Here is a 22,329-nt window from a genome sequence, read left to right as displayed (position 1 = left end):
CCGGGTGCGCGCTCGACGCATGGGTGAGAGCAACACCACCCACTCTGAGGAGATCGAGATGAGCACCAACGCACAACGAGCCGGCTGGATCATCACCGTATTGGTCACCCTGTTCCTCGGCTTCGACATCGTCATCCACCTGCTCCGGGTCGAGTCCGTCATGGCCTTCAACGACAAGATCGGGGCACCGGGCTGGTTCCCAGTCCTCTGTGGCGCCGTCCTCGGCCTGTCGCTGGTCGCCTACCACGTCCCGGCCACCCGCGCGATGGGGACGATCCTGATCACCGCCTACCTCGGCGGTGCGGTCACGGTGAACCTTGTCTTCGGGCAGCCGGCCTTCAACACCGTCTTCGCCATCGCCACCGCTGTCCTCGTCTGGGCCGGTGCCTGGCCCCGCGACGAGCGGCTGCGCGGCCTGGTCACCGCCTGAGGTAGGCGGCATCGTCGGGGTAGTCCGGGAGCGAACTGCCCATTACTCGCCAGTAAATGGGCAGTTCGCTCCCGGACTACCCCCCTCACCACGAGGCGTCAGCCGTGGCGGAGGCGGGTGAAGGCGCCGAGGACGGTGCGCTCGGAGAGGACGAGGTAGTCCTGCAGCTCGGCGGCGGCCGCGGGACCGCCCTGCTCGAGGAAGGTCTCGAGCAGGGCGCGGTTGCGGGTGACGAACGGTGCGTGCAGGGCCTCGGGGTTGTCGATCTCGAGGAAGGCCAGCCGCAATTCGGCGGCGATGTCGCGGAAGAGTCGCTCCAGGCGCGGGCTGTCGGCGAGGGCGACGATGGCGTCGTGGAACGCCATGTTGGCGGTGCCCAGCGTGCGCCAGTCGCGCGCCTCGAGGCTGGTCTCGCCGTGCTCCACTGCCTCGCGCATCGCCGTCACTGCGGGATGGAGCGGCGAGCCGGCGGCCAGCGCGGCAGGCTCGACGTAGCGCCGTGCGCGATAGATGTCGACGACGTCGGCCACGGTGGGTGAGGCGACCGAGACCCCGCGGTTGGGTACGTGCTCGACCAGCCCCTGCTCGGACAGGACGCGGAAGGCTTCTCGCAGCGTGTTGCGAGAGACGCCGAGCTTCTCGGCGAGGGAGATCTCCGACAGCCGTGTGCCGGGTGCGAACTCGCCGTCGATGATTCGTCGGCGCAGGACGTTCGTCAGGGTGTCGTCGACCTCGGGCATGTCCGCATCCTAGGGGAATCGCATCCGTGGACAATCGAAACATCATTTTAACGATCGCGGGTGTTGTTGTTGAACAATTTGTGCCATCTTGTACTACATACTGAATGTGGTGTCAGCCACACGGCCCGCTGATGGCAGGAGTCCCCCATGCCCGAGACAACGAGCGCCGAGCGCGCGAAGAGTTTCGCCCGTTCCCGTCGAGGTCCCATCCTCGGCGCCATCTTCCTGATGGCCACCTCGGCCATCGGCCCAGGTTTCATCACCCAGACCGCGACGTTCACCGCGCAGCTCGGCGCAGCGTTCGCCTTCGCGATCCTGGTCTCGATCCTGATCGACTTCGCGCTGCAGATGAACGTGTGGCGCATCATCACCGTCTCCGGCAAACGGGCCGGCGACCTGGCCAACGAAGCCGTGCCGTTCTCGGGGCACGTGCTGGCGACGTTGATCGTGATCGGTGGTCTGGCGTTCAACATCGGCAACATCGCGGGCGCCGGGCTCGGCCTGAATGCGCTGTTGGGCATCGAGCCGAAGATCGGCGGCCTGCTCTCGGCGCTGCTCGCGATCGGCATCTTCCTCTACAAGCGCGCCGGTCGTGCCGTGGACATGGTGGTGCTCGTGCTCGGCACGACAATGATCGCGCTCACGATCTTCGTGGCGATCGCGTCGCAGCCTCCGGTCGGTGACGCGCTGCGGCAGACCTTCGCGCCCGACACCCTCAACTTCGCGACGATCACCACGATCGTCGGCGGCACCGTCGGTGGCTACATCACCTACGCCGGCGCCCACCGCTACCTCGACTCGGGCCTGACCGGTCCCGAGCACGTGCCGGCCGTGCACCGTGCCTCGATGAGCGGCATCCTCGTCACCGGGATCATGCGCTACGTACTGTTCCTCGCGATCCTCGGTGTCGTTGCCTCCGGTGTCACCCTCGACCTCTCGAGCCAGGCGGCCAACCCGGCGGGTCAGGCATTCGGGGCGGTGCTGGGCGACGCGGGCATCCGCATCTTCGGCGCGATCTTCTGGGCCGCGGCGATCACCTCGGTCATCGGCGCCGCGTACACGTCGGCCACGTTCATCTCGACCTTCTCGAAGAAGCTGGGATCGGGGTGGCCGCTGCAGCTCGCGACGGTCGCCTTCATCCTGGTCTCCCTCGTCCTCTACCTGCTGATCGGCGCTGCGCCCGCGGCTATCCTGGTCTTCGTCGGCGGCTTCAACGGCCTGATCCTCCCGATCGGCATGACGATCTTCATGTACATCGGCTGGTTCCGTCAGCGCGACGTCCTGCACGGCTATCGCTACCCGGTGTGGCTGCTGGCGGTGGGGACGATCGCGACCCTGCTCAGCTGGTACATGGGCATCGTCTCGATCCGTCCGATCTTCGCCTTCATCGGCATTGGAGCGTGAGCACCGTGAACGACATGGCAGCAACCATCGACCTGAACTCCGACCTCGGTGAGAACGCGCCCGACCGGGTGGTCGCCGACGATGCGGCGATGCTCGCGATCGTCTCGAGCGCCAACGTCGCCTGCGGGTTCCACGCCGGCACCCCCGAAGGGATCCGTACGACGCTCGCCGACGCCGTCGCCAACGGCGTCACGATCGGCGCGCATCCCGGCTACCGCGACTACGAGGGCTTCGGACGCCGCGCCATGGACATCGACTCCGCGACGCTGCAGGCGCACGTGGAGTACCAGCTCGGCGCGCTGATCGGCCTGACCTCGTCGGTCGGCGGCACCGTCCGCTATGTGAAGCCGCACGGCGCGCTCTACAACACGATCGCCCGCGACGAGCGACAGGCGCGTGACGTGGTCGCCGCGGTCAAGGCGATCGACCCGTCGCTCGTGCTGCTCGGGCTCGCGGGTGGCGTCGTGCTCGACGTGGCCGAGAGCGCCGGGCTCGCGACGGCCGCGGAGGCCTTCGCGGACCGCGCCTACACGCCCGGCGGCGAGCTGGTCTCGCGCGCCGAGCCCGGTGCGGTCCTGCACGACGCCGACGCCGTCGCGGCCCGCATGCTGCGGCTCGCGCGCGAGGGTGTTGTGGAGGCGATCGACGGCACCGACGTCGCCGTACGCGCCGACTCGATCTGTGTGCACGGCGACAGCGACGGGGCGATTCGGATGGCCGCCGCGACCCGCGCCCTGCTCGAGGCCGAGGGCATCGTGATCGCCCCGTTCGCCGGAGCCGAGGCATGACCGCGAGCATCACCCAGCTCGCCGCGGCTCGCGCCGCACGCACCTCCTACCGGGCGGGCGAGGTCGCACCGACGAGTGGCGTCGCCCACGGCCTGGTGCAGGCGAACCTGATCTCGGTGCCGGCCGAGTGGGCCTTCGAGGTGCTGCTCTTCGCGCAGCGCAACCCGAAGCCGTGCCCGGTGCTCGAGGTGCTCGACCCGGGCGCCTACGAGTCGACGCTGGCGCCCGGCTCCGACCTGCGCACCGACATCCCGGCGTACCGGATCTGGCGGGATGGCGAGCTGACCGAGGAGGTCACGGACGCGAGCGCGGCGTGGGAGGAGCACCCCGACCTGGTCTCGTTCCTGATCGGCTGCAGCTTCACGTTCGAGGCGGGCCTGGCCGACGCCGAGATTCCGATCCGTCACCAGGAGCTCGGCCGCAACGTGCCGATGTACCGGACGTCCCGCCCGTGCGCCCCCGCCGGGCGCCTGCGCGGCGACATGGTCGTCTCGATGCGCCCGATCCCCGCTGATCGCGTCGCCGATGCCGTACGCATCTCTGGGCGCTATCCGGCGGTGCACGGTGCGCCGGTGCATGTCGGTGACCCGGCCTCGCTCGGCATCGCCGACCTCGCCGCTCCCGAGTTCGGGGACCCGCCGGAGGTGCGCGACGGCGAGGTGCCGGTGTTCTGGGCCTGCGGGGTCACCCCGCAGGCCGCGATCATGGACTCGTGTCCGCCGTTCGCGCTCACCCACGCGCCCGGCCACATGTTCATCACCGACGTACGGGATACGGAGTATCTGGCGTGAGGCGCGTGCTCATCGCATCGGACCGGGCGCTGCTGGTCGAGGAGGACGACCTCGAGGGCGCGATGCGGCTGCACGCGGCGCTCGTCGCCGCGCCGCCCACCGGCGTCGTCGAGCTGGTGCCCGCTGCCCGGACGGTGCTCGTCCGGTTCGACCCGACGCTGGTCGACGAGGCGAGCCTCGCCAAGGAGCTGGGTCGCGTCGAAGCCGTCCACGGTGGCCTTCCGACCGCTGGTTCGGTGACCATCGGCGTCCGCTACGACGGGCAGGACCTCGACGAGGTCGCCGAGCTGCTCGGGGTCAGCGCCGAGCAGGTCGTCGCGCGCCATACGGCCGCGACCTGGCGGGTGGCCTTCACCGGCTACGCGCCCGGTTTCGGCTACCTCGTCGGCGACGACCCGCTCTTCGACGTACCGCGGCGCTCCTCTCCGCGCACCCGGATCCCCGCTGGCTCGGTGGGGCTGGCGGGGACGTTCTCGGGCGTCTACCCGCGGGAGAGCCCCGGTGGCTGGCAGCTGATCGGGCGTACGGACGCGCCGATGTGGGACCTGCACCGGGATCCGCCCGCCCTGCTCGCGCCCGGGATGACCGTGCGGTTCGAGCGGCTCGAGCGTGAGTCGGTCGCGGTGTCAGAATCCTCCCCGGTCGCTGACGCGGCGGAGCATTCGTTCGCCGTGGAGGTCGTACGCCCCGGCCTGCAGCTGGTGCTCGAGGACCTCGGCCGCCCCGGCCATGCCGCGCTCGGCGTCTCCGCCTCGGGAACGGCCGACCGCCGCGCCCTGCGGGCCGCGAATCGTGCCGTGGGGAACGCCCCTGGCACGGCAGGTCTCGAGCTCGCCGGTGGCGGCGCGGTCCTGCGCTTCACCGGCCCTGCGGTCGTCGCGGTCGCGGGTGGCACTGCCGAGACGACCATCGTACGCAGCGAGGCTCCGCCGCTCCCGGTCGAGCACGGCGCCGCGACCGCGATCGAAGACGGCGAGGAGCTGCATCTCGGCTGGGTCAGCGAAGGCCTGCGTACGGTGATCGCGGTCCGCGGCGGTCTCGATCTTCCGCCTGCGCTCGGCAGCCTCTCCAGCGACACCCTCGCGAGCCTCGGCCCCGGCGACCTCGGCGGACGGCCCCTGCGCGCGGGCGATGTCGTGCCGCTGCGCGGCCCCGCCGCTGCGCCCCATGCGGTCGACCCGAACCCCGCTCCCGCGGACCCGCTGCCCGCGCCCGGCGACACGGTCGAGCTGCGCATCGTGCTCGGGCCCCGCGACGACTGGTTCACTCGAACCGGCGTACGCACCCTCGTCGAGCAGGAATGGACCGTCACGCCACGCTCCGACCGGGTCGGCGTACGTCTCGAAGGAGCCGTCCCGCTCGAGCGGTACGTCGCCGGCGAGCTGCCGAGCGAGGGAGCGGTGACCGGCGCGATCCAGGTGCCGCCCGACGGTCAGCCCGTGCTGTTCCTTCCGGACCACCCGCTCACCGGCGGCTATCCGATCATCGGCGCGGTCATCGACCGCGACCTGGACCTGGCCGGTCAGCTGCCGCCTGGGGTCCGCATCCGCTTCCGACCCGTCGCGCCCACTGTGCCTATTTTGCCTATTGGGCCGACGACCGAGATCCGAGGAGACTGACATGCGCAGGGTGCTCATCGCGAACAGGGGAGAGATCGCCGTCCGCGTCGTGCGGGCGGTCGCCGAGGCCGGCCTCGTGTCGGTCGCCGTCTACGCCGACCAGGACGCCGACGCGCTGCACGTGCGTCTCGCCGACGAGGCGTACGTGCTGGGCGGCGCCACCGCCGCCGAGTCCTACCTCAGCATCGAGTGGCTGATGGCCGCGGCGCAGGCCTCCGGCGCCGACGCGGTGCATCCGGGCTACGGGTTCCTCTCGGAGAGCGCCGAGTTCGCGCGCGCCGTCGAGGCCGCCGGACTGATCTGGATCGGCCCGAGTCCCGAGAGCATCGACAGCCTCGGCGACAAGATCACTGCACGCCGGATCGCGCAGAGCGTCGGCGCACCGCTGGTGGCGGGCACCGACCGGCCGCTGGAGTCGGCCGACGAGGCGGTCGCGTTCGCGCGCGAGCACGGGCTTCCCATCGCGATCAAGGCCGCCTTCGGCGGCGGTGGCCGTGGGCTGAAGGTCGCCCGCGAGCTCGAGGACGTCGCCGATGCCTTCGACTCCGCCTCGCGCGAGGCACTGGCCGCGTTCGGCCGCGGCGAGTGCTTCGTCGAGCGGTTCCTGGAGCGCCCGCGGCACATCGAGGCGCAGGTGCTCGGCGACGGCACCGGGCATGTCGTGGTCGTCGGCGACCGGGACTGCTCGCTTCAGCGCCGCAACCAGAAGCTCGTCGAGGAGGCGCCCGCGCCGGGGCTGACGGACGAGCAGCGCCGCCGCATCCACGACGCCGCGCGCGACATCTGCGCGGCCGTCTCCTACCGCGGGGCCGGGACCGTCGAGTTCCTGATGGGGGAGGACGGGGTGATCTCGTTCCTCGAGGTGAACACCCGCCTCCAGGTCGAGCACCCGATCACCGAGGCCGTCACCGGCGTTGACCTCGTCGCGGAGCAGCTGCGCATCGCCGCGGGGGAGGGCCTCTCCTTCTCGGAGACGCCGGCGCCGACGGGCCACGCGATCGAGCTGCGGATCAACGCCGAGGACCCGGGCCGCGGCTTCCTGCCGAGCCCCGGAGTCGTGACGGGCCTGCGGGTCCCAGCTGGCCCCGGGATCCGCTGGGACGCCGGGATCGAGGCGGGCGACACGGTGCAGAGCGCCTTCGACTCGTTGATCGCCAAGCTGATCGTGCACGCGCCGGACCGGGACACCGCCGTCGTACGTGCCCGCCGCGCGCTCCGCGAGCTCTCGGTTGAGGGCGTCGCGACCGTCGTACCTTTCGCTCGCACGCTGATCGATGACCCGGCATTCTCGACCGCCGGGTTCGCAGTGCACACGCAGTGGATCGAGACCGAGCTGATGCCGCGTCTGGAGACCCAGCGGCGACCCGAGCCGGTGCCGGACCAGGCCCTGCGGCGGATCCCGATCGAGATCGACGGACGCCGGGTGATGCTGGGCCTTCCCGACGAGCTGCTGCGGGGGATCGCCGCGGGCGGTACGGCGGCCGATCCCGCACCGGCGGCCGCCGTCGCTGATCCGGCCGTGCTCGAAGCCCCGGTCCCCGGCGTACTCGTCGATTGGCTCGTCCCTGACGGCGCCGACGTCACCGAAGGCCAGGACGTCGCGGTGATCGACGCCATGAAGATGGAGACCCGCGTCGCCGCACACCGCGCGGGCGTGCTCGCCCGTGGCACCGACGTCGGTGGGACGGTCGCGATCGGAGACGTGCTCGGGAAGATTGGCTAGATGCTAGATGCGTGGGCCGATCTGCGCCTCCGCTGGTCGAGCCGCCGGAGCCGCTAGGCGGAGGCGTGTCGAGACCAACACAGTCCCCTGTCGCGCTCGATAGGACTGTGTTGGTCTCGACACGCTCGGCCGCGGGCGGCCTCGCGGCTCGACCATCGGGGCCGATGCCGTCACGCGACCACGCTCGCCACACGGATCGCGGTGCATCAGGCGGATTCGATCATCTAGCTCGTGTGATCGATGATCGCCGGGATGACCTTGTCCCAGGTGGAGGGCGGGGGCGGCTCGTGCCCGACGCCGTCGAGGACGAGGAGCGTCGCGTCGGGGATGTCGCGGGCGAGGATCTCGGCGTGGCCGATCGGGAACAGCGGGTCGCGGGTGCCGTGGATGACCAGCGTCGGGGCGGCGATGTCGGCGAGGGTCGCCTCGACCGGCTCGCCGTCGCTCATCGCCTGGTGGTTGGCGAAGCTCGGCCGCATGTCCGGCGTGCGACGTACGACCCGCTCGACGACGGCCCGCATCCTGACCTCGTCGTAGCCCTCTGGGACGAACGCACGCTGGTCCTCGACCAGCATCGACACCAGGGCTTCATGGTCGTCGGGATCCGGGACCGTGCTCTCGGCGGCCTTCGCGAAGAAGTCGGCCAGCTCCTCGCCGATGGGCGGCAGGTCGGGTACGCCGTCGAAGGCCGGTGAGGTCTCGTTGAGGATCAGCGTCTCGACCCGCTCCGGATAGAGCACCGCCGCACACTGGGCCAGCGCCCCGCCCATCGAGATGCCGAAGACGTGGCCCTTGTCGAGGCCGAAGGCGTCGAGCAGAGCCGGGATGTCCGCGATCATGTCGCGCCCGGTGTAGCCCGGCTCTCCCGGTGGCCAGGTCGTCGAGCGGCCGGTGTCGCGATGGTCGTAACGGATCACGAACCTCCGGCCCGCGGCCAGCGCCTGGCAGAAGTCGTCCTCCCAGTAGTCCATCGAGGCGCTCATCCCACCGACGAGCAGGATCGGCGGGTCCGCAGGACTCCCGAACGTCTCGACGCACAGCTCGATCCCGTTGACCGCCAGAGTCAGCTCGCCCATGCCGACCACCTTAAGACGTGGCGTACGCGTCGATCTCGGTGTGCAGATTGGCCTTGATGTCGTCCGGGGCATAGGAGACGTCGACCGCGGCACGCGCGAGGTCGGCGATGCCGGTGGTGTCGAGGCTGAGGAGGTCGGCCGCGATCTCGTACTCCTGGTTGAGCGTGGTCGCGAACATCGGCGGGTCGTCGGAGTTGACCGTGACCGGCACGCCGGCGTCGACGAACGTCTTCAGCGGGTGCTCCTCGAGCGTCGCGACGGCGCCGGTGGCGACGTTGGACGAGGGGCAGACCTCGAGCGGGATCCGGTGCTCGGCGAGGTGGGCGAGGAGGGCGGGATCCTGGGCCGCCGAGGTGCCGTGGCCGATCCGCTCGGCCTTCAGCACGGTCAGGGCGTCCCAGATCGTCTGCGGTCCGGTGGTCTCGCCGGCGTGCGGCAGCGAGCGGAGCCCCGCGGCACGGGCCGCGTCGAAGTGCCTTTCGAACTGCGGCCGGGGAACCCCCACCTCCGGCCCGCCGAGGCCGAACCCGATGAGCGCCTCGGGGCCGTGGTCGACGGCGTACGCCAGGGTCGCATCGGCCGCCGGGATCCCCGACTCGCCCGGGATGTCGTAGATCCAGCGCAGCGTGATCCCGAAGTCGCGCTCGGCGCCCACCCGGGCGTCCTCGAGGGCCTCGGTGTAGGCCTCGATCGCCATCCCGGCGTGTCCGGTCCCCGGCTCTCGGACCGCCAGGTCGGGGCGTACGGAGGTGTAAGGGGTGCAGGTCAGCTCGGCGTAACGGACCTGCTGGGTCTGCGCCAGGTCCCGAGCGATCTCGTAGGTCAGGTAGCGGATGTCCTCCGGCGTACGGACCAGGTCGACGACCGAGAGGTAGACCTCGATGAAGTGCGCGAAGTCGCTGAAGGTGAAGTACTCACGCAGCAGCTCGACATCGGCTGGCACGGTCCCCGGGTGTCGAGCGGCCAGCTCCGCCACGATCCGCGGCGACGCCGACCCCACGTGGTGGACGTGCAGCTCAGCCTTGGGCAGTCCCGCGATGAACGTCTTCAGATCACTCACGGCTCCGATCCTCACACGCCCCGTGCCGCTCCCGCGACTCGGTTTCTGGCTAGATCGGACGAGATCGAGGCTAGGGTGAACGCATGCGGGCGATCCATCATTGGGACCTCTGGGTCGACGACTTCGAGACGGCCTCGGGGGAGTGGGGCTGGCTCTTCGGCGAGCTCGGCTGGGAGGCCGGCGAGAAGGGCCACTTCTGGGAGGCGTCGGACGGGACGTACGTCTTCATGGAGCACTCCACGGACCAGCACGGCGCCCAGGACCGGCTCCGGCCCGGCGTCAACCACATCGCGTTCATGATCGACGACCGCGACCAGCTCGATCGGATCCGCGCGGCGTCGACGGAGCACGGCTGGCACGAGCTGTACGCCGACCGCTACCCGCACGCCGGCGGCGAGGAGCACACCGCGCTCTACCTGGAGAGCTCGGAGGGGTTCGAGGTCGAGATCGTGCTGGAGATCGAGGACCTCACCGCCTAGGAGTCTCAGCGGTAGCCGTCGCCGTCCTCGTCGCTCTCGTCGATGATGTGCATCGCGGCTTCCTCCGCGGTGGCACCGGCTCCGTCGATGCCGGCGTCGATCCCGTAGACCTCGGAATCGGTGTCCTCGCCGGTCCCACGGTCGGGATCGACCAGCCGGCCCGCTCGCTTGTTGCCGACCTCGCGGCCGTCGGGGTCGTCGCTCTCCTCGGCGTCGTCGTACTCGACCGCATAGGGATCAGGCTCCGGCACCTCCTGCTGACGCCGCTGGTCGATGCACTCCCGGTGTTCCTCCTCCCACGGCGTGTTGCCGTAGTCGGTGGAGTAACGGTCGGCGGTGACGATGCCGTGGTCGAGCTCATCGCGCACCTCACCTTCGAGGACGTCGCCGGAGAGCGAGTCCTCGCCGGTGATCTGGTCCTCGTCGTCGACGCTGTAGTCGCCGTAGTTCTCGCGCGATTCGCTCACCTGAGTCTCCTCATCGACCGGCATTGGGGTCATCGATGTCCCCTTCGGTAACGTTAACCCGGTCCGGTAGGGAGTGGAACCGGACGGAAACACACGACGCGGGGATCGACCGAGGGAGCAGACACGGATGGCGCCTCGCGCCCGTTTGGCTGTGGCGGCTGTTGCCGTACTCGCCGGCTCGTCGATCGCGCTCGGAGCGCTGCCCGACTCGGGAGGTCCGCTGGGGTCGTTGGGGTCCCTGGCAGGGAGCGCCTTCGCGCGTGTCGTCAACGCTCCTGTCGAGGGCGTGGTGCCTCCGACGCCCACCTCGACGCCTGACTGGGCGCCTTACTCGACCAAGCCCAACATCCTCATGATCACGGCGGACGACCTCGCCTACGATGACCTCGAGTACATGCCCCACGTACGCAGCCTCCTGGCCGACCAGGGCACCTCGATGACCGAGGCGATCGCGCCCACGCCGATCTGCGTGCCCGCCCGCGCGTCGCTGCTGACCGGGCAGTACTCCCACAACCATCAGACCGTGACCGTCAACGGCGAACGCGGCGGCTACACGTCGATGGACCACACCGGCACGCTGCCCGAGGCGATGCAGGAGGCCGGGTACGACACCCTCTTCACCGGGAAGTACCTCAACGGCTACGGCCTCGACGGGACGGCCAAGGACGTGCCGCCCGGCTGGACCGACTGGCGGGCGACGACCGACATGTCGACCTACAACTTCCTGCACCCGCGGATCAACCACAACGGCAAGCTGAAGACCTACCACCGCTACACGACCTACGTCATGCGGGACCAGGCCAACGAGATGATCTCGGCGCCTGAGCGCACCGACAAGCCGTGGTACATGTGGGTCAACTACGTCGCGCCGCACCACGGCGGGCCGGGGGAGAAGGACGACCCGGAGGGCACCAGCACCACCAGGCCGGCCGACGAGGACAAGCACTCCTTCGACGGCCTCGAGCTGCCTGACACGCCCAACATGTTCCGCACGCCGACCGATGCGCCGCGGATCTCGGCCTCCCGCAAGTTCTTCGACGCCCAGGGCCGATCCGAGCTGCGGATCGCTCACGAGCAGCGCGTCGAGTCCGTCCAAGCGGTCGATCGCGCGGTCGCCAGCCACGTACTCCGTCTCGAGGCGACCGGACAGATGGACAACACCATCGTCGTCTTCTCCTCGGACAACGGCTACACCACCGGCGGCCACAACATCAACGGCAAGCTGATGCACTACCGCGAGACGCAGCGGATCCCGCTGATCCTCCGTGGACCGGGCATCCCAGCCGGTCGGACCCTGTCCACCGGTTTCGGCAACCCCGACATCGCCACCACGATCATGGCCGTCGCCGGAGCCGAGCCCGGCCGGCCGCAGGACGGCGTCAACATCATGCCCTGGCTCTCCGCCCCGGCGCAGGACCGGGTGATCCCGCTCTCCGCCTGGCGGGTCAGCGACGGCCACAAGCAGATCTACTCCGGGATCCGGTTCGGAGACTGGACCTACGCTCGCTTCTCCGACGGCAGCGAGGAGCTCTACGACCTGGACGAGGACCCCTATCAGGTCCGTTCGCTCGCGCTGCTTCCCGGGTTCGCCGACCAGCTGGCCGAGCTGCGCGCGCTGAGCAAGAAGTACGCGACCTGCGCGGGTGACGAGTGCCCGAAGGAGTTCTACCCCGCCGGCTGATCAGCAGCGCAGCGGAAGCCGAGGTTGCCTGCGGTCGAGTCGGGCGGGCTGCTGGAGCGCGCAGAGAGCCGGTAGCGGTGGCAGTAGGAGTCGTGGCAGAGGTAGGAACCGCCGCGCATCACCCTGGTGAGCCCTTCGGCCGGGCCGCGCGGGTCGGCGGTCTCGCCGGAGTCGACCAGATCGGCGTAGTAGGTCGGCGAGAACCAGTCTGCGCACCACTCCCAGACGTTGCCGATCATCTGGAACAGCCCGAAGCCGTTGGGGTCGTACGTCCGGACCGGAGCGGTCGTGACGAACCCGTCAGCGGCGGTGTTGGTGTCGGGGAAGGCTCCCTGCCAGACGTTGGCGTGGTGGGTGCCGTCCTGCTCCAGCTCGTCACCCCACGGGAACCGCGAGCCGGCGCGACCGCCGCGGGCGGCGTACTCCCACTCGGCCTCGGTCGGCAGTCTCGTCCCGGCCCACTCGCAGTAGGCCAGCGCGTCGTCGTGGGAGACGTGCACGACGGGGTGGTTGCCCCGGCGGCCGACGTTGGTGCCGGGGCCCTCTGGCGCCCTCCAGGAGGCGGCGCGCACGCCGAGCCACCAGGGCGCCTCCGGGGAGCGGCCCAGCACGTCGCGGGGGTCACCGTCGAAGGCGAGATGGAAGACGGCGGAGAAGCCTTCACGCTCGGCCGTGGTGACATGGCCGGTCGCCTTCACGAACCGCGCGAACTCCTCGTTCGTCACTGCGGTCGCGTCGAGCCGGAAGCCGGGCAGGACGACCGGGTGCACCGGGCCTTCGCCGTCAGCCTGGTAGCCCTCACCGAAGGTGTCCCCGGCCGCGTACGGCCCGCCGGGGAGGTCGACGAGCGTCCGGCGGCGCTTGCGGGGCAGGGCCGGCGGGCGCCGAGCCGGGTCGGGGCCGGGCCCGCGGGTCGCGCCGAAGGTCAGGTCGGAAGGCACGACCACCAGCCTACGAGTCGGGGTACGTCGCCCTCAGACTGCCTGCGCTGGCGACGACCTTCCCCTTCTTGCCCGTGACCAGGAGGCCGGGCGTGCGGGCCTTGCCGTCGGTGTCGGCCTTGATCTTGACCGTGCAGGTCGGCTTCTTGCCGGCGCACTTGAAGTCGCCCGTCGGTCGGTAGGTGACCGTCATCGTCTGGTTGTCGGTCAAGCCCTCGACGTAGGCGGCCATGTAGGTGCACCTCGGCTTGTCCTTCGGGCAGGAGCGCTCGACGGTGCGCCACTCCATCTTGGCCGCGGCCGCCTTGCCACAGACCTTGGCTGGCTCGCCGGTGCGGACCGTGCCCCAGGCGTACGTCACCGTGGTGGTCGCCTGCACGCAGGCCTCGGCGCCGCCCTGGGCGACCGGCAGGGTGTAGGTGAGCTCCGGGTCCTCGCCGGAGGTCGGCTGCGCCGTGCCGTCGTCGAGGGACACGACGCCGGCGGCAACCGTCGGCGCGGTGACCTTCAGCGTGACCTCGCGGTAGCCCGCGGCCGCGGCGCCGGTCGGTGCCTCGGGCGTGCGGGCGTAGCAGCTGTCGAGGTCGGTGATAGCGGCGATGTTCTTGGCCGCGAGGTCTTCATCAGCGAGCCGCAGGTTGGTGACCGCGAGGACGCCGGCGATCGCGGGGCGGCCGACCTGCCGCAGACATCGTGGGTCATCGAGCGTCCAGGCGCCGGCGACCTGCTTGCTCCAGGTGGCTGAGTCACTGTCGGGGCCATCGCCGGCGCAGTCGAGGAGCTCTGCGTACCACTGCGAGCCCAGCTCCGAGGGCCACTCGCCGGTGTAGCTGAAACCGCTGCCCTGCGGGGCGACGACCCCGGCCGCGGCCAGCCCGGCGCTGCCCTCGTCCTCGACGACGGCCTCCGCGGCGCAGCGGATCTGGCCGGGGTCGGCCCAGGCGGGAGTGTCTCCGGCGAGACTGAGGACGCGAGCCACCTCCTTGTCGTCACCGCGCATCGGCCCGATGACGCCGGTCAGATAGGCCCACGCCGTCGTGGCGAGGAACGCGACCGCCACGAGCGCACCGACGACGGTGAACCAGCGCAGCGCCCGACGTACGGTCCGGCCCCGGGTGCGCCGCCGCCGGGGCAGCGGAGGCAGCCCGAGCCGTCGCCGGCGGGCCTCCTCGGCCGCGGCGTTGGCGAGCTCGGTCGGTTTGGGGCGGTGCTGAGCGGTGCTTCCGGTGGGGTCGGACATCTCACTCTTCCTCGGCGATGCGTTCAGCGAGGATCGTAGAGGGTGGTCCTCTCCGATACCGCCCGGCCTATGCCTGCCCCGATCTCCTCGAGCTCGGCGACGGTCTTGGCCGAGCCGTGCTCGGAGCCGGCCATCCGGGAGATGGTCTCCTCCATCAGGGTGCCGCCGAGGTCGTTGGCGCCAGCCTGGAGCATCGCCCGGGTGCCGTCGACGCCGAGCTTGACCCAGCTCGTCTGGATGTTGTCGATGCGGCCGTGGAGCATGATCCGGGCGAGCGCGTGGACGGCGAGGTTGTCGCGCATGGTCGGCCCCGGACGGGCCGCCCCGGCGAGGTAGATCGGCGCGCTCGTGTGGACGAAGGGGAGCGGTACGAACTCGGTGAGCTCGGCGTTGCCATGCTCGCGTGCTCGGTCCTGGATCCCGGCGAGGACGCGGAGGTGGCCGACCCAGTGGCGCGGGTTGTCGACGTGGCCGTACATCATCGTCGACGTCGTCGGGATGCCGACGCGATGCGCGGTGGAGATGATCTCGATCCAGGTCTTCGCGGGCAGCTTGCCCTTGGTCAGCACCCAGCGGACCTCGTCGTCGAGGATCTCCGCTGCCGTGCCGGGGATGCTGCCGAGCCCGGACTCGCGGACCTTGATCAGGAAGTCCTCGATCGAGAGCCCGGTGCGGGCGGTGCCGTTGACGATCTCCATCGGGCTGAACGCGTGCACGTGCATCTCCGGCACCCGCTGCTTCACGGCCTGGACGAGGTCGAAGTAGGCGGTGCTGGGGAGCTCGGGGTCGATCCCGCCCTGCATGCAGACCTCGGTGGCGCCGAGGTTCCACGCCTCCTCGGCGCGGTCGGCGACCTGGTCCAGATCGAGAGAGTACGCATCCGCGTCCGTCCGCCGCTGGGCGAAAGCGCAGAACCGGCAGCCGACGTAGCAGACGTTGGTGAAGTTGATGTTGCGGTTGACGACGTACGTCACGGTGTCGCCGTTGACCTCTTTACGCAGGTCGTCGGCGAGCCTGGTGACCTGGCGCAGCAGGTCCCCCTCGGCGGTCATCAGCGTCAGCGCGTGCTCGTCGGAGAGGTTGCCGGGGTCCTTCTCGGCTGCCTTGAGCGCAGCCTTCCCCTCGCTGGTCGAGCCGCCCCCGCTGGTCGAGCCGCCGGAGCCGCTAGGCGGAGGCGTGTCGAGACCAACACGGTTCCCGTCGGCGCTCGAGGGGACCGTGTTGGTTTCGACACCGGCTCGCTGGCGCTCGCCGGGCTCAACCAACGGTTGGCTGGTGGTCTTGGCCGCCTCGCGGATGGTGTCCCAGTCGCCGTAGACCGTCTCGAAGTCGTCGCGTCGGTCGTTGGTGCGTCCGGTGGTGTCGACGGAGGCGTGCAGGTCGACGCGCCCGGCGGCGGTGAAGCCGCCGTCCGGCTCCTGCCAAGGTCGGCCCTCGGGCCGGATCCCCTCGCGGGCGAGCCCGTCTTCGTCGGCGAGCGCCTCGACGTGGGACAGGACCCGCGGGTCGATCCAGGACTGGCCGTCGCGCAGCGTGCCGGCGACGTACTCCGGATGGACGGTCAGCCGCGGCCTCAGCTGGAAGCCGGCCTCGGCGGTGACCTGGCGCAACGCGTCCAGCGAGGGCCAGGGCCGCTCGGGGTTGACGTGGTCGGGGGTCAGCGGGGACACGCCGCCCCAGTCGTCGATCCCCGCGCCGAGCAGCGCCCGGCACTCGTCGAGGTCGACGAGGTTGGGCGGGGCCTGGACCCGGGCCTTCGGGCCGAGGACGATCCGGCTGACCGCGATCGCGGCCAGATACTCGTCGAGTCCCAGGTCGTCGACGTGGCGCATGGCGGTCGACGGCTTCGCCCGGAAGTTCTGGACGATGATCTCCTGCAGTCCCGCGTACGCCTTGTGTACCTTCCGCAGCGCGAAGATCGTCTCCGCGCGCTCGGTGAGCGTCTCGCCGATGCCGACCAGGAGGCCGGAGGTGAACGGGATCGAGAGGCGGCCGGCGTCCTCGAGGACTCGGAGCCGCACGGAAGGATCCTTGTCGGGTGAGCCGTAGTGGGCCTCGCCCTTGGTCTCGAACAGCCGGCGCGACGTGGTCTCGAGCATCATCCCCATCGACGGGGAGACCGGCTTGAGCCGGTTCATCTCCTCCCACGACATCACGCCGGGGTTGAGGTGGGGGAGCAGCCCGGTCTCCTCGAGGACGCGGACCGCCATCGCCCGTACGTAGTCGAGGGTCGACTCATAGCCCCGGCTCTCCAGCCACTCCTGCGCCTCCGGCCAGCGGTCCTCGGGCCGGTCGCCGAGGGTGAACAGCGCCTCCAGGCAACCCAGCTTCGCGCCTTCGGCGGCGATCTCGAGGATCTCGTCGGGGCTCAGGTAGGGCTCGCGGCCCTCACGCTCGGCCTGTCCCGGCGTCTCCACGAACGTGCAGTAGTGGCAGCGGTCCCGGCACAGCCTGGTGATCGGGATGAAGACCTTCGGGGAATAGGTCACCGTCTCCGGTCGTCCCGCGGCGACCAGCCCGGCGTCGCGTACCTTCGCCGCGGCGGCCGTCAGTCGGTCGAGGTCGTCGCCCCGGGCCGCCAGGAGAGCCGAAGCCTCCGTGACGTCCAGGGCTGCGCCGCGTTCGGCCCGGGCCAGCGCCCGGCGGATCTGCTGGGGTGTCGGCTGCTCGCTCATCACGAGCAGCCTAGTCGGCGAGAACTAGTTGTCGATCTGGGCGCTCGCGCCGGGGGCGCTGGCGACGAACTTGTCGTTCCAGACCTTGGGGCCCGACCAGTCGACGACCGCGCCCTTGCCCTCGCCATCAGGAGTGCCTTGCCAGTCGCACTTGGCATTCTTGCCGGTCGAGCACTTGCCGCCGTTGCGGGTGAGCTTCACGTTGAACTTCTCGCCGGACTGGAACCCCTCGAAGGTGAGGCGCCAGGTGTTGCACTCGATCTTCTGCCGGGTATAGGTCGGATCGGTGCACTTGTCCAGCTTGACCCACTCGAGCTTCTTCGGCTCGGCCTTGCCGCAGACATCGGCGTCGGTGGCCTTCTCGGTGCCCCAGGCGAAGGCGACGTTGGTCTTCACCGCGATGCAGCCCTCGACACCGCCCTCGGTGACCGGGAGCTCGTAGGTGGAACCCTTGAGCTCGTCGTAGCTGCTGCTGCCCTTCTTGGCGATCGTGATCTCCGACTCCCCGCCGGGAGCGGTGGGCTCCTGGACGTCGAAGTCGACCTGCATGTAGGCAGGTTTCGGGGTCACCTTGGCGCCGAGCGCATCGGCCTTGACGTAGCACGCGTCGAGGGCCTCGACGGCCTTCTCCTTCGCCGGGCCGGCAGCGCCCGGGTCACCGTCCTTGAGGAGATCGGTGACCGCGATCAGGCCGGCCATGGAGGTCTTGTCGACCTCCTTCTCCATGCAGCGGGTGTCCCCGACCTTCCAGTTGTCACCGATCTCGGTCGCCCAGGACTCGGTGCAGTCGAGCAGACCCTGGGAGAACTTCATCGCGTCGTCCGCGGGCCACTCGCCGGTGTAGGTCCAGTCGTCGCCGGCGTCCACGACCCCGTGGGAGCGCAGCTCGGCGGCGGGAACCTTCTCGACCAGACTCTCGGCGGCGCAGGTCATCTGGTCCTCGGTGGCCCACCCCGGCTTGGGTACGCCGCTGGCGATCGCCTCAGCAGCCTTGGCGTCGTCGCCGTGGAGCCCGAAGATGCCGAAGCCCTGGGTGAAGATGCCGGCTCCGATGAGCAGGACCGCGGCGACGCCGCCGCCGATGATGGCGTAGCGCTTCTTCTTGTCGCCGCCATCGCCACTGCCCTGGCCGGCGCTGGAGTGGTGCGAGGGCAGCCACTCGGGCTGGCCCGCTCCGGCGGCCGTGCCGGAGGCCGTCGCGGCGGCAGCGGCGTGGGGCAGACCCTTGCCGCTGTGCACGACCGTGGAGTCGGTCTCGTTGGCGAGCGGGGCGGGAGTCGGGGTGCCTTCGCCCGGGCGCTTGACGATCGTCGGCTGGGCCTCGGCCTCGGGCGCTCGGTCGACGGCGCCGGTGGTGCCGTCCGCGGTGGTGTCCCAGGTGACCCCGGGGCGGGAGCCGAGGTCGGCGGCGGCCGCTGCGGCAGCGCCACCGACGACACCACCGCCCAGACCGGACTCCTCGAGCCGGTCGGCGGCCTTGTCGAGCGCCTTGGCGAGCTCGGCGGCGGTCCGGAAGCGGTTCTCCGGCTTCTTCGCCAGCGCCCGCTGGATGATCGGGTTGAGCAGGTCGGCGCCCGGCGTCGAAGCGGGCAGCCGCGGCACCGGGTTGTTGATGTGGGCACTCATCAGCTCGAAGTCGCTGCCGGTGTAAGGGGCCTTGCCGGTCAGGCAGGCCCACAGCAGACAGCCGGCGGCGTAGATGTCGCCCGACGCGGTCGCCTGCTCGCCCATGTGCCGCTCGGGCGACATGTAGGGCAGCGAGCCCACCACGGACCCTGCCCGGGTCACGTTGGAGTCGCCCTCGGTCGCGATGCCGAAGTCGGTCAGGTAGGGGACGAGCTCGCCCTCCTGGCGCTCCCACAGGAGCACGTTGGACGGCTTGACGTCGCGGTGGACCACCCCGGCGCGGTGGGCGTCGAAGAGCGCGTCGCTGACGTCGCCGACCAGGCGCAGCGCCTGGACGGTCTCCAGCGGCCCCTTGGTCTTCAGCCAGCCGTGCAGGTCGCCGTCGGGGACGTACTCGGTGACGAGGTAGACCGTTCCCTCGACCTCGCCGTACTCGATGATCTGCACGATGTTGCGCGAGCGCAGCTTCGCCAGGATGTTGGCTTCCCGCTCGAAGCGGGTGATGAAGTCCTTGTCGACGGTGAGCGAGGGCAGCACCAGCTTGAGCGCCACCTTTCGGCGCAGCGCCGGGTCTTTCGCCTGGTAGACGACACCCATGCCACCTTGACCCAGGACCCGTTCGATCACGTAGCGACCGAACTGTTCGCCTTCCTGGGGGAACGCAACCATCGTTAGAACCTCGCCCTGATTTTTTTACCCGATTCGACCTCTGCCGAAACCCTAGCGTCCCGTCAACGAACGTCGTGCGGCAACGCCACGGACGAGACGGAATGTGTGTCCAAATGCCTGGGTCCTAGTTGGGCAATCGGGCGGTCAGCCCGTCGACCTCGGCGGTGAACCGATCCTTCCAACCCTTCGGTGCGGTCCAGTTGGTCCAGGTGCCGCTCGGCTTGGTGACGAAGGCTCGGTCCGAGCACGATCCGGAGGCGGAGCGGCAGTCGCCGCCGTTGAGCTTCAGCTTGATCGTGACGCTGGAGAGGAGCTCGTAGCCCTCGTAGTGGAGCGTCCAGGAGTTGCACGGGGCGTACCTCGGCTGGGCGCACGACTTGTCCTTCGTCCACCACAGCCGTCGGTCCTTCGCCTTGCCGCAGGCCTCGTCCTCGCTGGTCTTGGTGGTGCCCCACGGGTAGCTGATCGAGGCCTCGAAGGTGGCGCAGCCCTCCTGGCCGCCCTCACGGACGGGGATGCTGACCTTGCCGTTGGTCACCGGCTTCCACTCCGAGGAATCGGCGGACTTCGCCCGCAGGATGACCTCGCTGCCCTCGACGGCAGGCGCCTCGACCGAGAAGTCGACGCCGAGCACAGCGGGAGTCGCGGTCGCAGTCGGTGTGGTGAGCTCGTCGCTCGCGTAGCACTCGTCCAGCGCCGAGACCGCCTTGTCGGCCTGCTTGGTGACGCCGGCGTCCTCGATCTCCATGGTCTGGGTGGCGATCAGTCCGGCCATCGCGGTCTCGTCCACGTCGCCGAGGCAGTCGGTGTCGGCCAGGGCCCACTCCTTGCCGATCGTCTTGCTCCAGTCGCCCGAGCAGGAGAGCAGACCCTCGGAGTACGCCGTCGCCTGCGGCCCGCGCCAGGCGCCGGTATAGGTCACCGTCTCCCCGGTGACCTTGATCAGCCCGGCCTTGCTCAGGGCGTCGCTGCGCTCGTCCTTGACCAGCTGCTCGGCGGCGCACTTTGCGTCGCCGTCGGTGGCCCAGGCCGGCTTCGGGGCGTCTGCGGCGATCGCGACCACCGCCTTCTCGTCCTCGGCGCTCAGCGGTCCGAACCCGAGTCGCCCGGTGAAGAACGCCCACGCACCCGTGCCGAGCAGCGCGACGAGCACCACCGCGCCCGCGGCACCCAGCCCGATCAGCAACCCCTTGTTGCTCTTCTTCGGCTGATGGTGCGGCGGTAGACCATAACCCGAGGCGTACGCAGCCGGCGGCTGTCCCGGAGGCGGCCCGTAGCCGCCGGCCGCCGCCACCGGCATCGCCATCGTGGGTGGTGGCGGGGGCGGTGTCGTCGGCCGCTGGGAAGGCGGCGGCTGGGTCGGCGGTCCGGAAGGCGGCGGAGACGACGGTGGCGGCGGAGGGGGTGGCGGCGTTGCGGCAGGTGTCGGCGGCGGAGGCGGTGCGGGGCTCGAGCCGGGGATCCGGGTCGCGTCCGGGTCGACCGGGTTCGCCGGCTCAGGCGCCGGAGGCGGGGTCGGCCGCGGCGTGCCCGGTCTCGTCTTGTCCTGGTCGTCTGGCCCCATGTCGCACGCCCCGCATGTCAGTGAAGTGGAGCGACCGGGCCGAGCGACCCGAGTCGTACGCACATCGTAAAGACACTTCGCCGAATTCGCAGCCGAGCGGTCAGTACCGGCGCGGATCTCGGGGCCTCGCCTCGGTCTCGGACCAGCCGCGTCTGCTGGTGAACGAACGTTCGTTCGCGGGTGAGCTGGTGAATGAACGTTCGTTCGCGGATCTACCGGTGAATGAACGTTCATTCACCGGCGGGCGAGCCTGCTCGGCCAGATGATGTCGCCGAGGGAGGTGCGCCGCTCACCGGGGGCGGCAGGCGTCAGGCCAGCCACTCCTTGACCTGGGCGATCGACGCAAGCGCATCGGTGCCGAAGGCCGGAGTCACCTGCAGGCTGGTCACGCCGGCCTCCTTGAACGCCGCGATCCGCTCCCTGACGAACGACTCCGGACCGACCAGGTTCCCGGCCTCGAGCCAGGCCTCGGGCACCTCGGCCTCGGCGTCCCGCTTGTGCCCGTCGAGATAGAGGTCCTGGATCTTCTTGGCCTCGGCCTCGAAGCCGTACTTGACCGCCATGTCGTTGTAGAAGTTCTTGCCGCGTGCGCCCATGCCGCCGACGTACAGCGCGATCAGGCCGCGCATCGTGTCGCGGTGACGCTTGGCCTCGTCGGGGTCGTCGGTGATCGCGAGCAGACCGCCGGCGGAGATCTCCAGCGGCTTCAGGTCGGAGGAGCGCTTGGCCAGACCCTTGTCGATGGCCTCGCCCCAGACGTCGCGGGCCTTGTCCGGCAGGAACTGGAACGGCAGCCAGCCGTCGGCGACCTCGGCGGTCATCGCGACGTTCTTGTCACCCAGCGCGGCCACCCACAGCGGAGTGTCGGGGCGCTCGGGCTTGTTGAGCAGCTTGAGCGGCTTGCCGAGGCCGGTGCCCTGGTCGGCGGGCAGGGGGAGCTTGTAGAGCCCGTCGCTCTGCAGCCGCTCGCCGCGCAGCCCGGCGCGCAGCAGGCCGATGATCTCGCGGGTGCGCGTCAACGGCTTGTCGTACGCCACCCCGTGGAAGCCCTCGATGACCTGCGGCCCGCTCGCGCCCAGGCCGAGGATCGCGCGGCCTTCGGAGACGTTGTCGAGGCCGGCCGCGGTCTGGAGCAGCGCTCCCGGCGTACGGCTGTAGATGTTGAGGATGCCCGCGCCGAGCTCGACGGTCTCGGTCTTGGCGGCCAGGTAGCCGAGCAGAGAGACCGCGTCGAAGCCGTACGGCTCGGCGACCCAGAGCTGGTCGAGGCCCGCCTTCTCCAGGCCGACGACCTGGTCTGCGGTCTCGCGCGGGTTGCCGAAGTAGGTCAGGGGCATCGCAAGCTTCATGCCGATG

The 22,329-nt window shown here is 70.3% G+C and carries 18 protein-coding genes; 8 read left to right on the top strand and 10 right to left on the bottom strand.

From position 1 onward, the window contains the following. Positions 1-58: 58 nt before the first annotated feature. On the top strand, positions 59-430 hold the full coding sequence (locus IEY84_RS01725; protein WP_183541640.1) for a DoxX family protein: 372 nt from the start codon (positions 59-61) through the stop codon (positions 428-430). Between the two features lie 98 nt (positions 431-528). Here the strand turns inward: IEY84_RS01725 and IEY84_RS01720 are convergent, their stop codons facing one another. Then, positions 529-1,170, bottom strand: coding sequence for a GntR family transcriptional regulator (locus IEY84_RS01720; protein WP_183541638.1), 642 nt, complete (start codon positions 1,168-1,170; stop codon positions 529-531). A 147-nt stretch (positions 1,171-1,317) separates the two neighbouring features. On the opposite strand from IEY84_RS01720, the gene IEY84_RS01715 reads away from it, so the two are divergent. From IEY84_RS01715 to IEY84_RS01695, 5 genes are read left to right on the top strand one after another with little or no spacing between them, the layout of a single operon-like run. Then, complete coding sequence (locus tag IEY84_RS01715) at positions 1,318-2,574, top strand: NRAMP family divalent metal transporter (protein WP_183541636.1); 1,257 nt, start codon at positions 1,318-1,320, stop codon at positions 2,572-2,574. A 14-nt stretch (positions 2,575-2,588) separates the two neighbouring features. Beyond that, positions 2,589-3,362, top strand: coding sequence for a LamB/YcsF family protein (locus IEY84_RS01710; RefSeq protein ID WP_183541634.1), 774 nt, complete (start codon positions 2,589-2,591; stop codon positions 3,360-3,362). Continuing rightward, complete coding sequence (locus IEY84_RS01705; RefSeq protein WP_183541632.1) at positions 3,359-4,153, top strand: putative hydro-lyase; 795 nt, start codon at positions 3,359-3,361, stop codon at positions 4,151-4,153. Before IEY84_RS01710 ends, IEY84_RS01705 begins: the two co-directional genes overlap by 4 nt. Before the next feature lie 5 nt (positions 4,154-4,158). Then, positions 4,159-5,772, top strand: coding sequence for a 5-oxoprolinase subunit B/C family protein (locus IEY84_RS01700; RefSeq protein WP_229788217.1), 1,614 nt, complete (start codon positions 4,159-4,161; stop codon positions 5,770-5,772). Between the two features lies 1 nt (position 5,773). Next, the gene (locus tag IEY84_RS01695) at positions 5,774-7,495 is read left to right on the top strand and encodes an acetyl/propionyl/methylcrotonyl-CoA carboxylase subunit alpha (protein WP_183541630.1); all 1,722 of its coding nucleotides are present in this window, start codon (positions 5,774-5,776) and stop codon (positions 7,493-7,495) included. Between the two features lie 224 nt (positions 7,496-7,719). Here IEY84_RS01695 and IEY84_RS01690 read toward each other — a convergent pair whose 3' ends face one another. Then, the gene (locus tag IEY84_RS01690; RefSeq protein ID WP_183541628.1) at positions 7,720-8,571 is read right to left on the bottom strand and encodes an alpha/beta fold hydrolase; all 852 of its coding nucleotides are present in this window, start codon (positions 8,569-8,571) and stop codon (positions 7,720-7,722) included. 10 nt (positions 8,572-8,581) lie between these two features. Beyond that, positions 8,582-9,631 carry an adenosine deaminase gene (locus tag IEY84_RS01685; protein WP_183541626.1) on the bottom strand — a complete coding sequence of 350 codons (1,050 nt, stop codon included), beginning with the start codon at positions 9,629-9,631 and terminating at the stop codon, positions 8,582-8,584. An 83-nt stretch (positions 9,632-9,714) separates the two neighbouring features. Between IEY84_RS01685 and IEY84_RS01680 the strand changes: the two genes are divergently transcribed. Continuing rightward, positions 9,715-10,110, top strand: a complete 396-nt coding sequence (locus IEY84_RS01680; RefSeq protein WP_183541625.1) for a VOC family protein — start codon at positions 9,715-9,717, stop codon at positions 10,108-10,110. Positions 10,111-10,115: 5 nt separating this feature from the next. On the opposite strand, the gene IEY84_RS01675 is transcribed toward IEY84_RS01680, so the two are convergent. After that, positions 10,116-10,577 (bottom strand): DUF5709 domain-containing protein, encoded by a 462-nt coding sequence (locus tag IEY84_RS01675; protein ID WP_183541622.1) that lies wholly within the window; start codon positions 10,575-10,577, stop codon positions 10,116-10,118. Between the two features lie 151 nt (positions 10,578-10,728). Between IEY84_RS01675 and IEY84_RS01670 the strand changes: the two genes are divergently transcribed. Next, positions 10,729-12,258: a sulfatase family protein gene (locus IEY84_RS01670; RefSeq protein WP_183541620.1), complete on the top strand. Its 1,530-nt coding sequence runs from the start codon at positions 10,729-10,731 to the stop codon at positions 12,256-12,258. Here the strand turns inward: IEY84_RS01670 and IEY84_RS01665 are convergent. The 6 genes from IEY84_RS01665 to IEY84_RS01640 all read right to left on the bottom strand — a co-directional run bounded on the left by IEY84_RS01665 (position 12,243) and on the right by IEY84_RS01640 (position 22,322). Continuing rightward, positions 12,243-13,199, bottom strand: coding sequence for a formylglycine-generating enzyme family protein (locus tag IEY84_RS01665; RefSeq protein ID WP_308424442.1), 957 nt, complete (start codon positions 13,197-13,199; stop codon positions 12,243-12,245). The two genes, IEY84_RS01670 and IEY84_RS01665, sit on opposite strands and share 16 nt — an antisense overlap. Before the next feature lie 10 nt (positions 13,200-13,209). Then, positions 13,210-14,439 carry a hypothetical protein gene (locus IEY84_RS01660; protein WP_183541616.1) on the bottom strand — a complete coding sequence of 410 codons (1,230 nt, stop codon included), beginning with the start codon at positions 14,437-14,439 and terminating at the stop codon, positions 13,210-13,212. A gap of 23 nt (positions 14,440-14,462) precedes the next feature. After that, complete coding sequence (locus tag IEY84_RS01655) at positions 14,463-17,114, bottom strand: bifunctional FO biosynthesis protein CofGH (RefSeq protein ID WP_183541614.1); 2,652 nt, start codon at positions 17,112-17,114, stop codon at positions 14,463-14,465. Positions 17,115-17,138: 24 nt separating this feature from the next. Continuing rightward, positions 17,139-19,409 (bottom strand): serine/threonine protein kinase, encoded by a 2,271-nt coding sequence (locus tag IEY84_RS01650; RefSeq protein ID WP_183541612.1) that lies wholly within the window; start codon positions 19,407-19,409, stop codon positions 17,139-17,141. A gap of 124 nt (positions 19,410-19,533) precedes the next feature. Next, positions 19,534-20,715 (bottom strand): hypothetical protein, encoded by a 1,182-nt coding sequence (locus IEY84_RS01645; RefSeq protein WP_183541610.1) that lies wholly within the window; start codon positions 20,713-20,715, stop codon positions 19,534-19,536. A gap of 566 nt (positions 20,716-21,281) precedes the next feature. Beyond that, positions 21,282-22,322 (bottom strand): LLM class F420-dependent oxidoreductase, encoded by a 1,041-nt coding sequence (locus tag IEY84_RS01640; RefSeq protein WP_183541608.1) that lies wholly within the window; start codon positions 22,320-22,322, stop codon positions 21,282-21,284. Positions 22,323-22,329 lie beyond the last annotated feature (7 nt).

Source organism: Nocardioides albus (assembly GCF_014648255.1).
Classification (GTDB): Bacteria; Actinomycetota; Actinomycetes; order Propionibacteriales; family Nocardioidaceae; genus Nocardioides; species Nocardioides albus.
The sequence above is the reverse complement of the archived record's forward strand: the minus strand, read 5'-3'. Positions and strand labels throughout refer to the sequence as shown.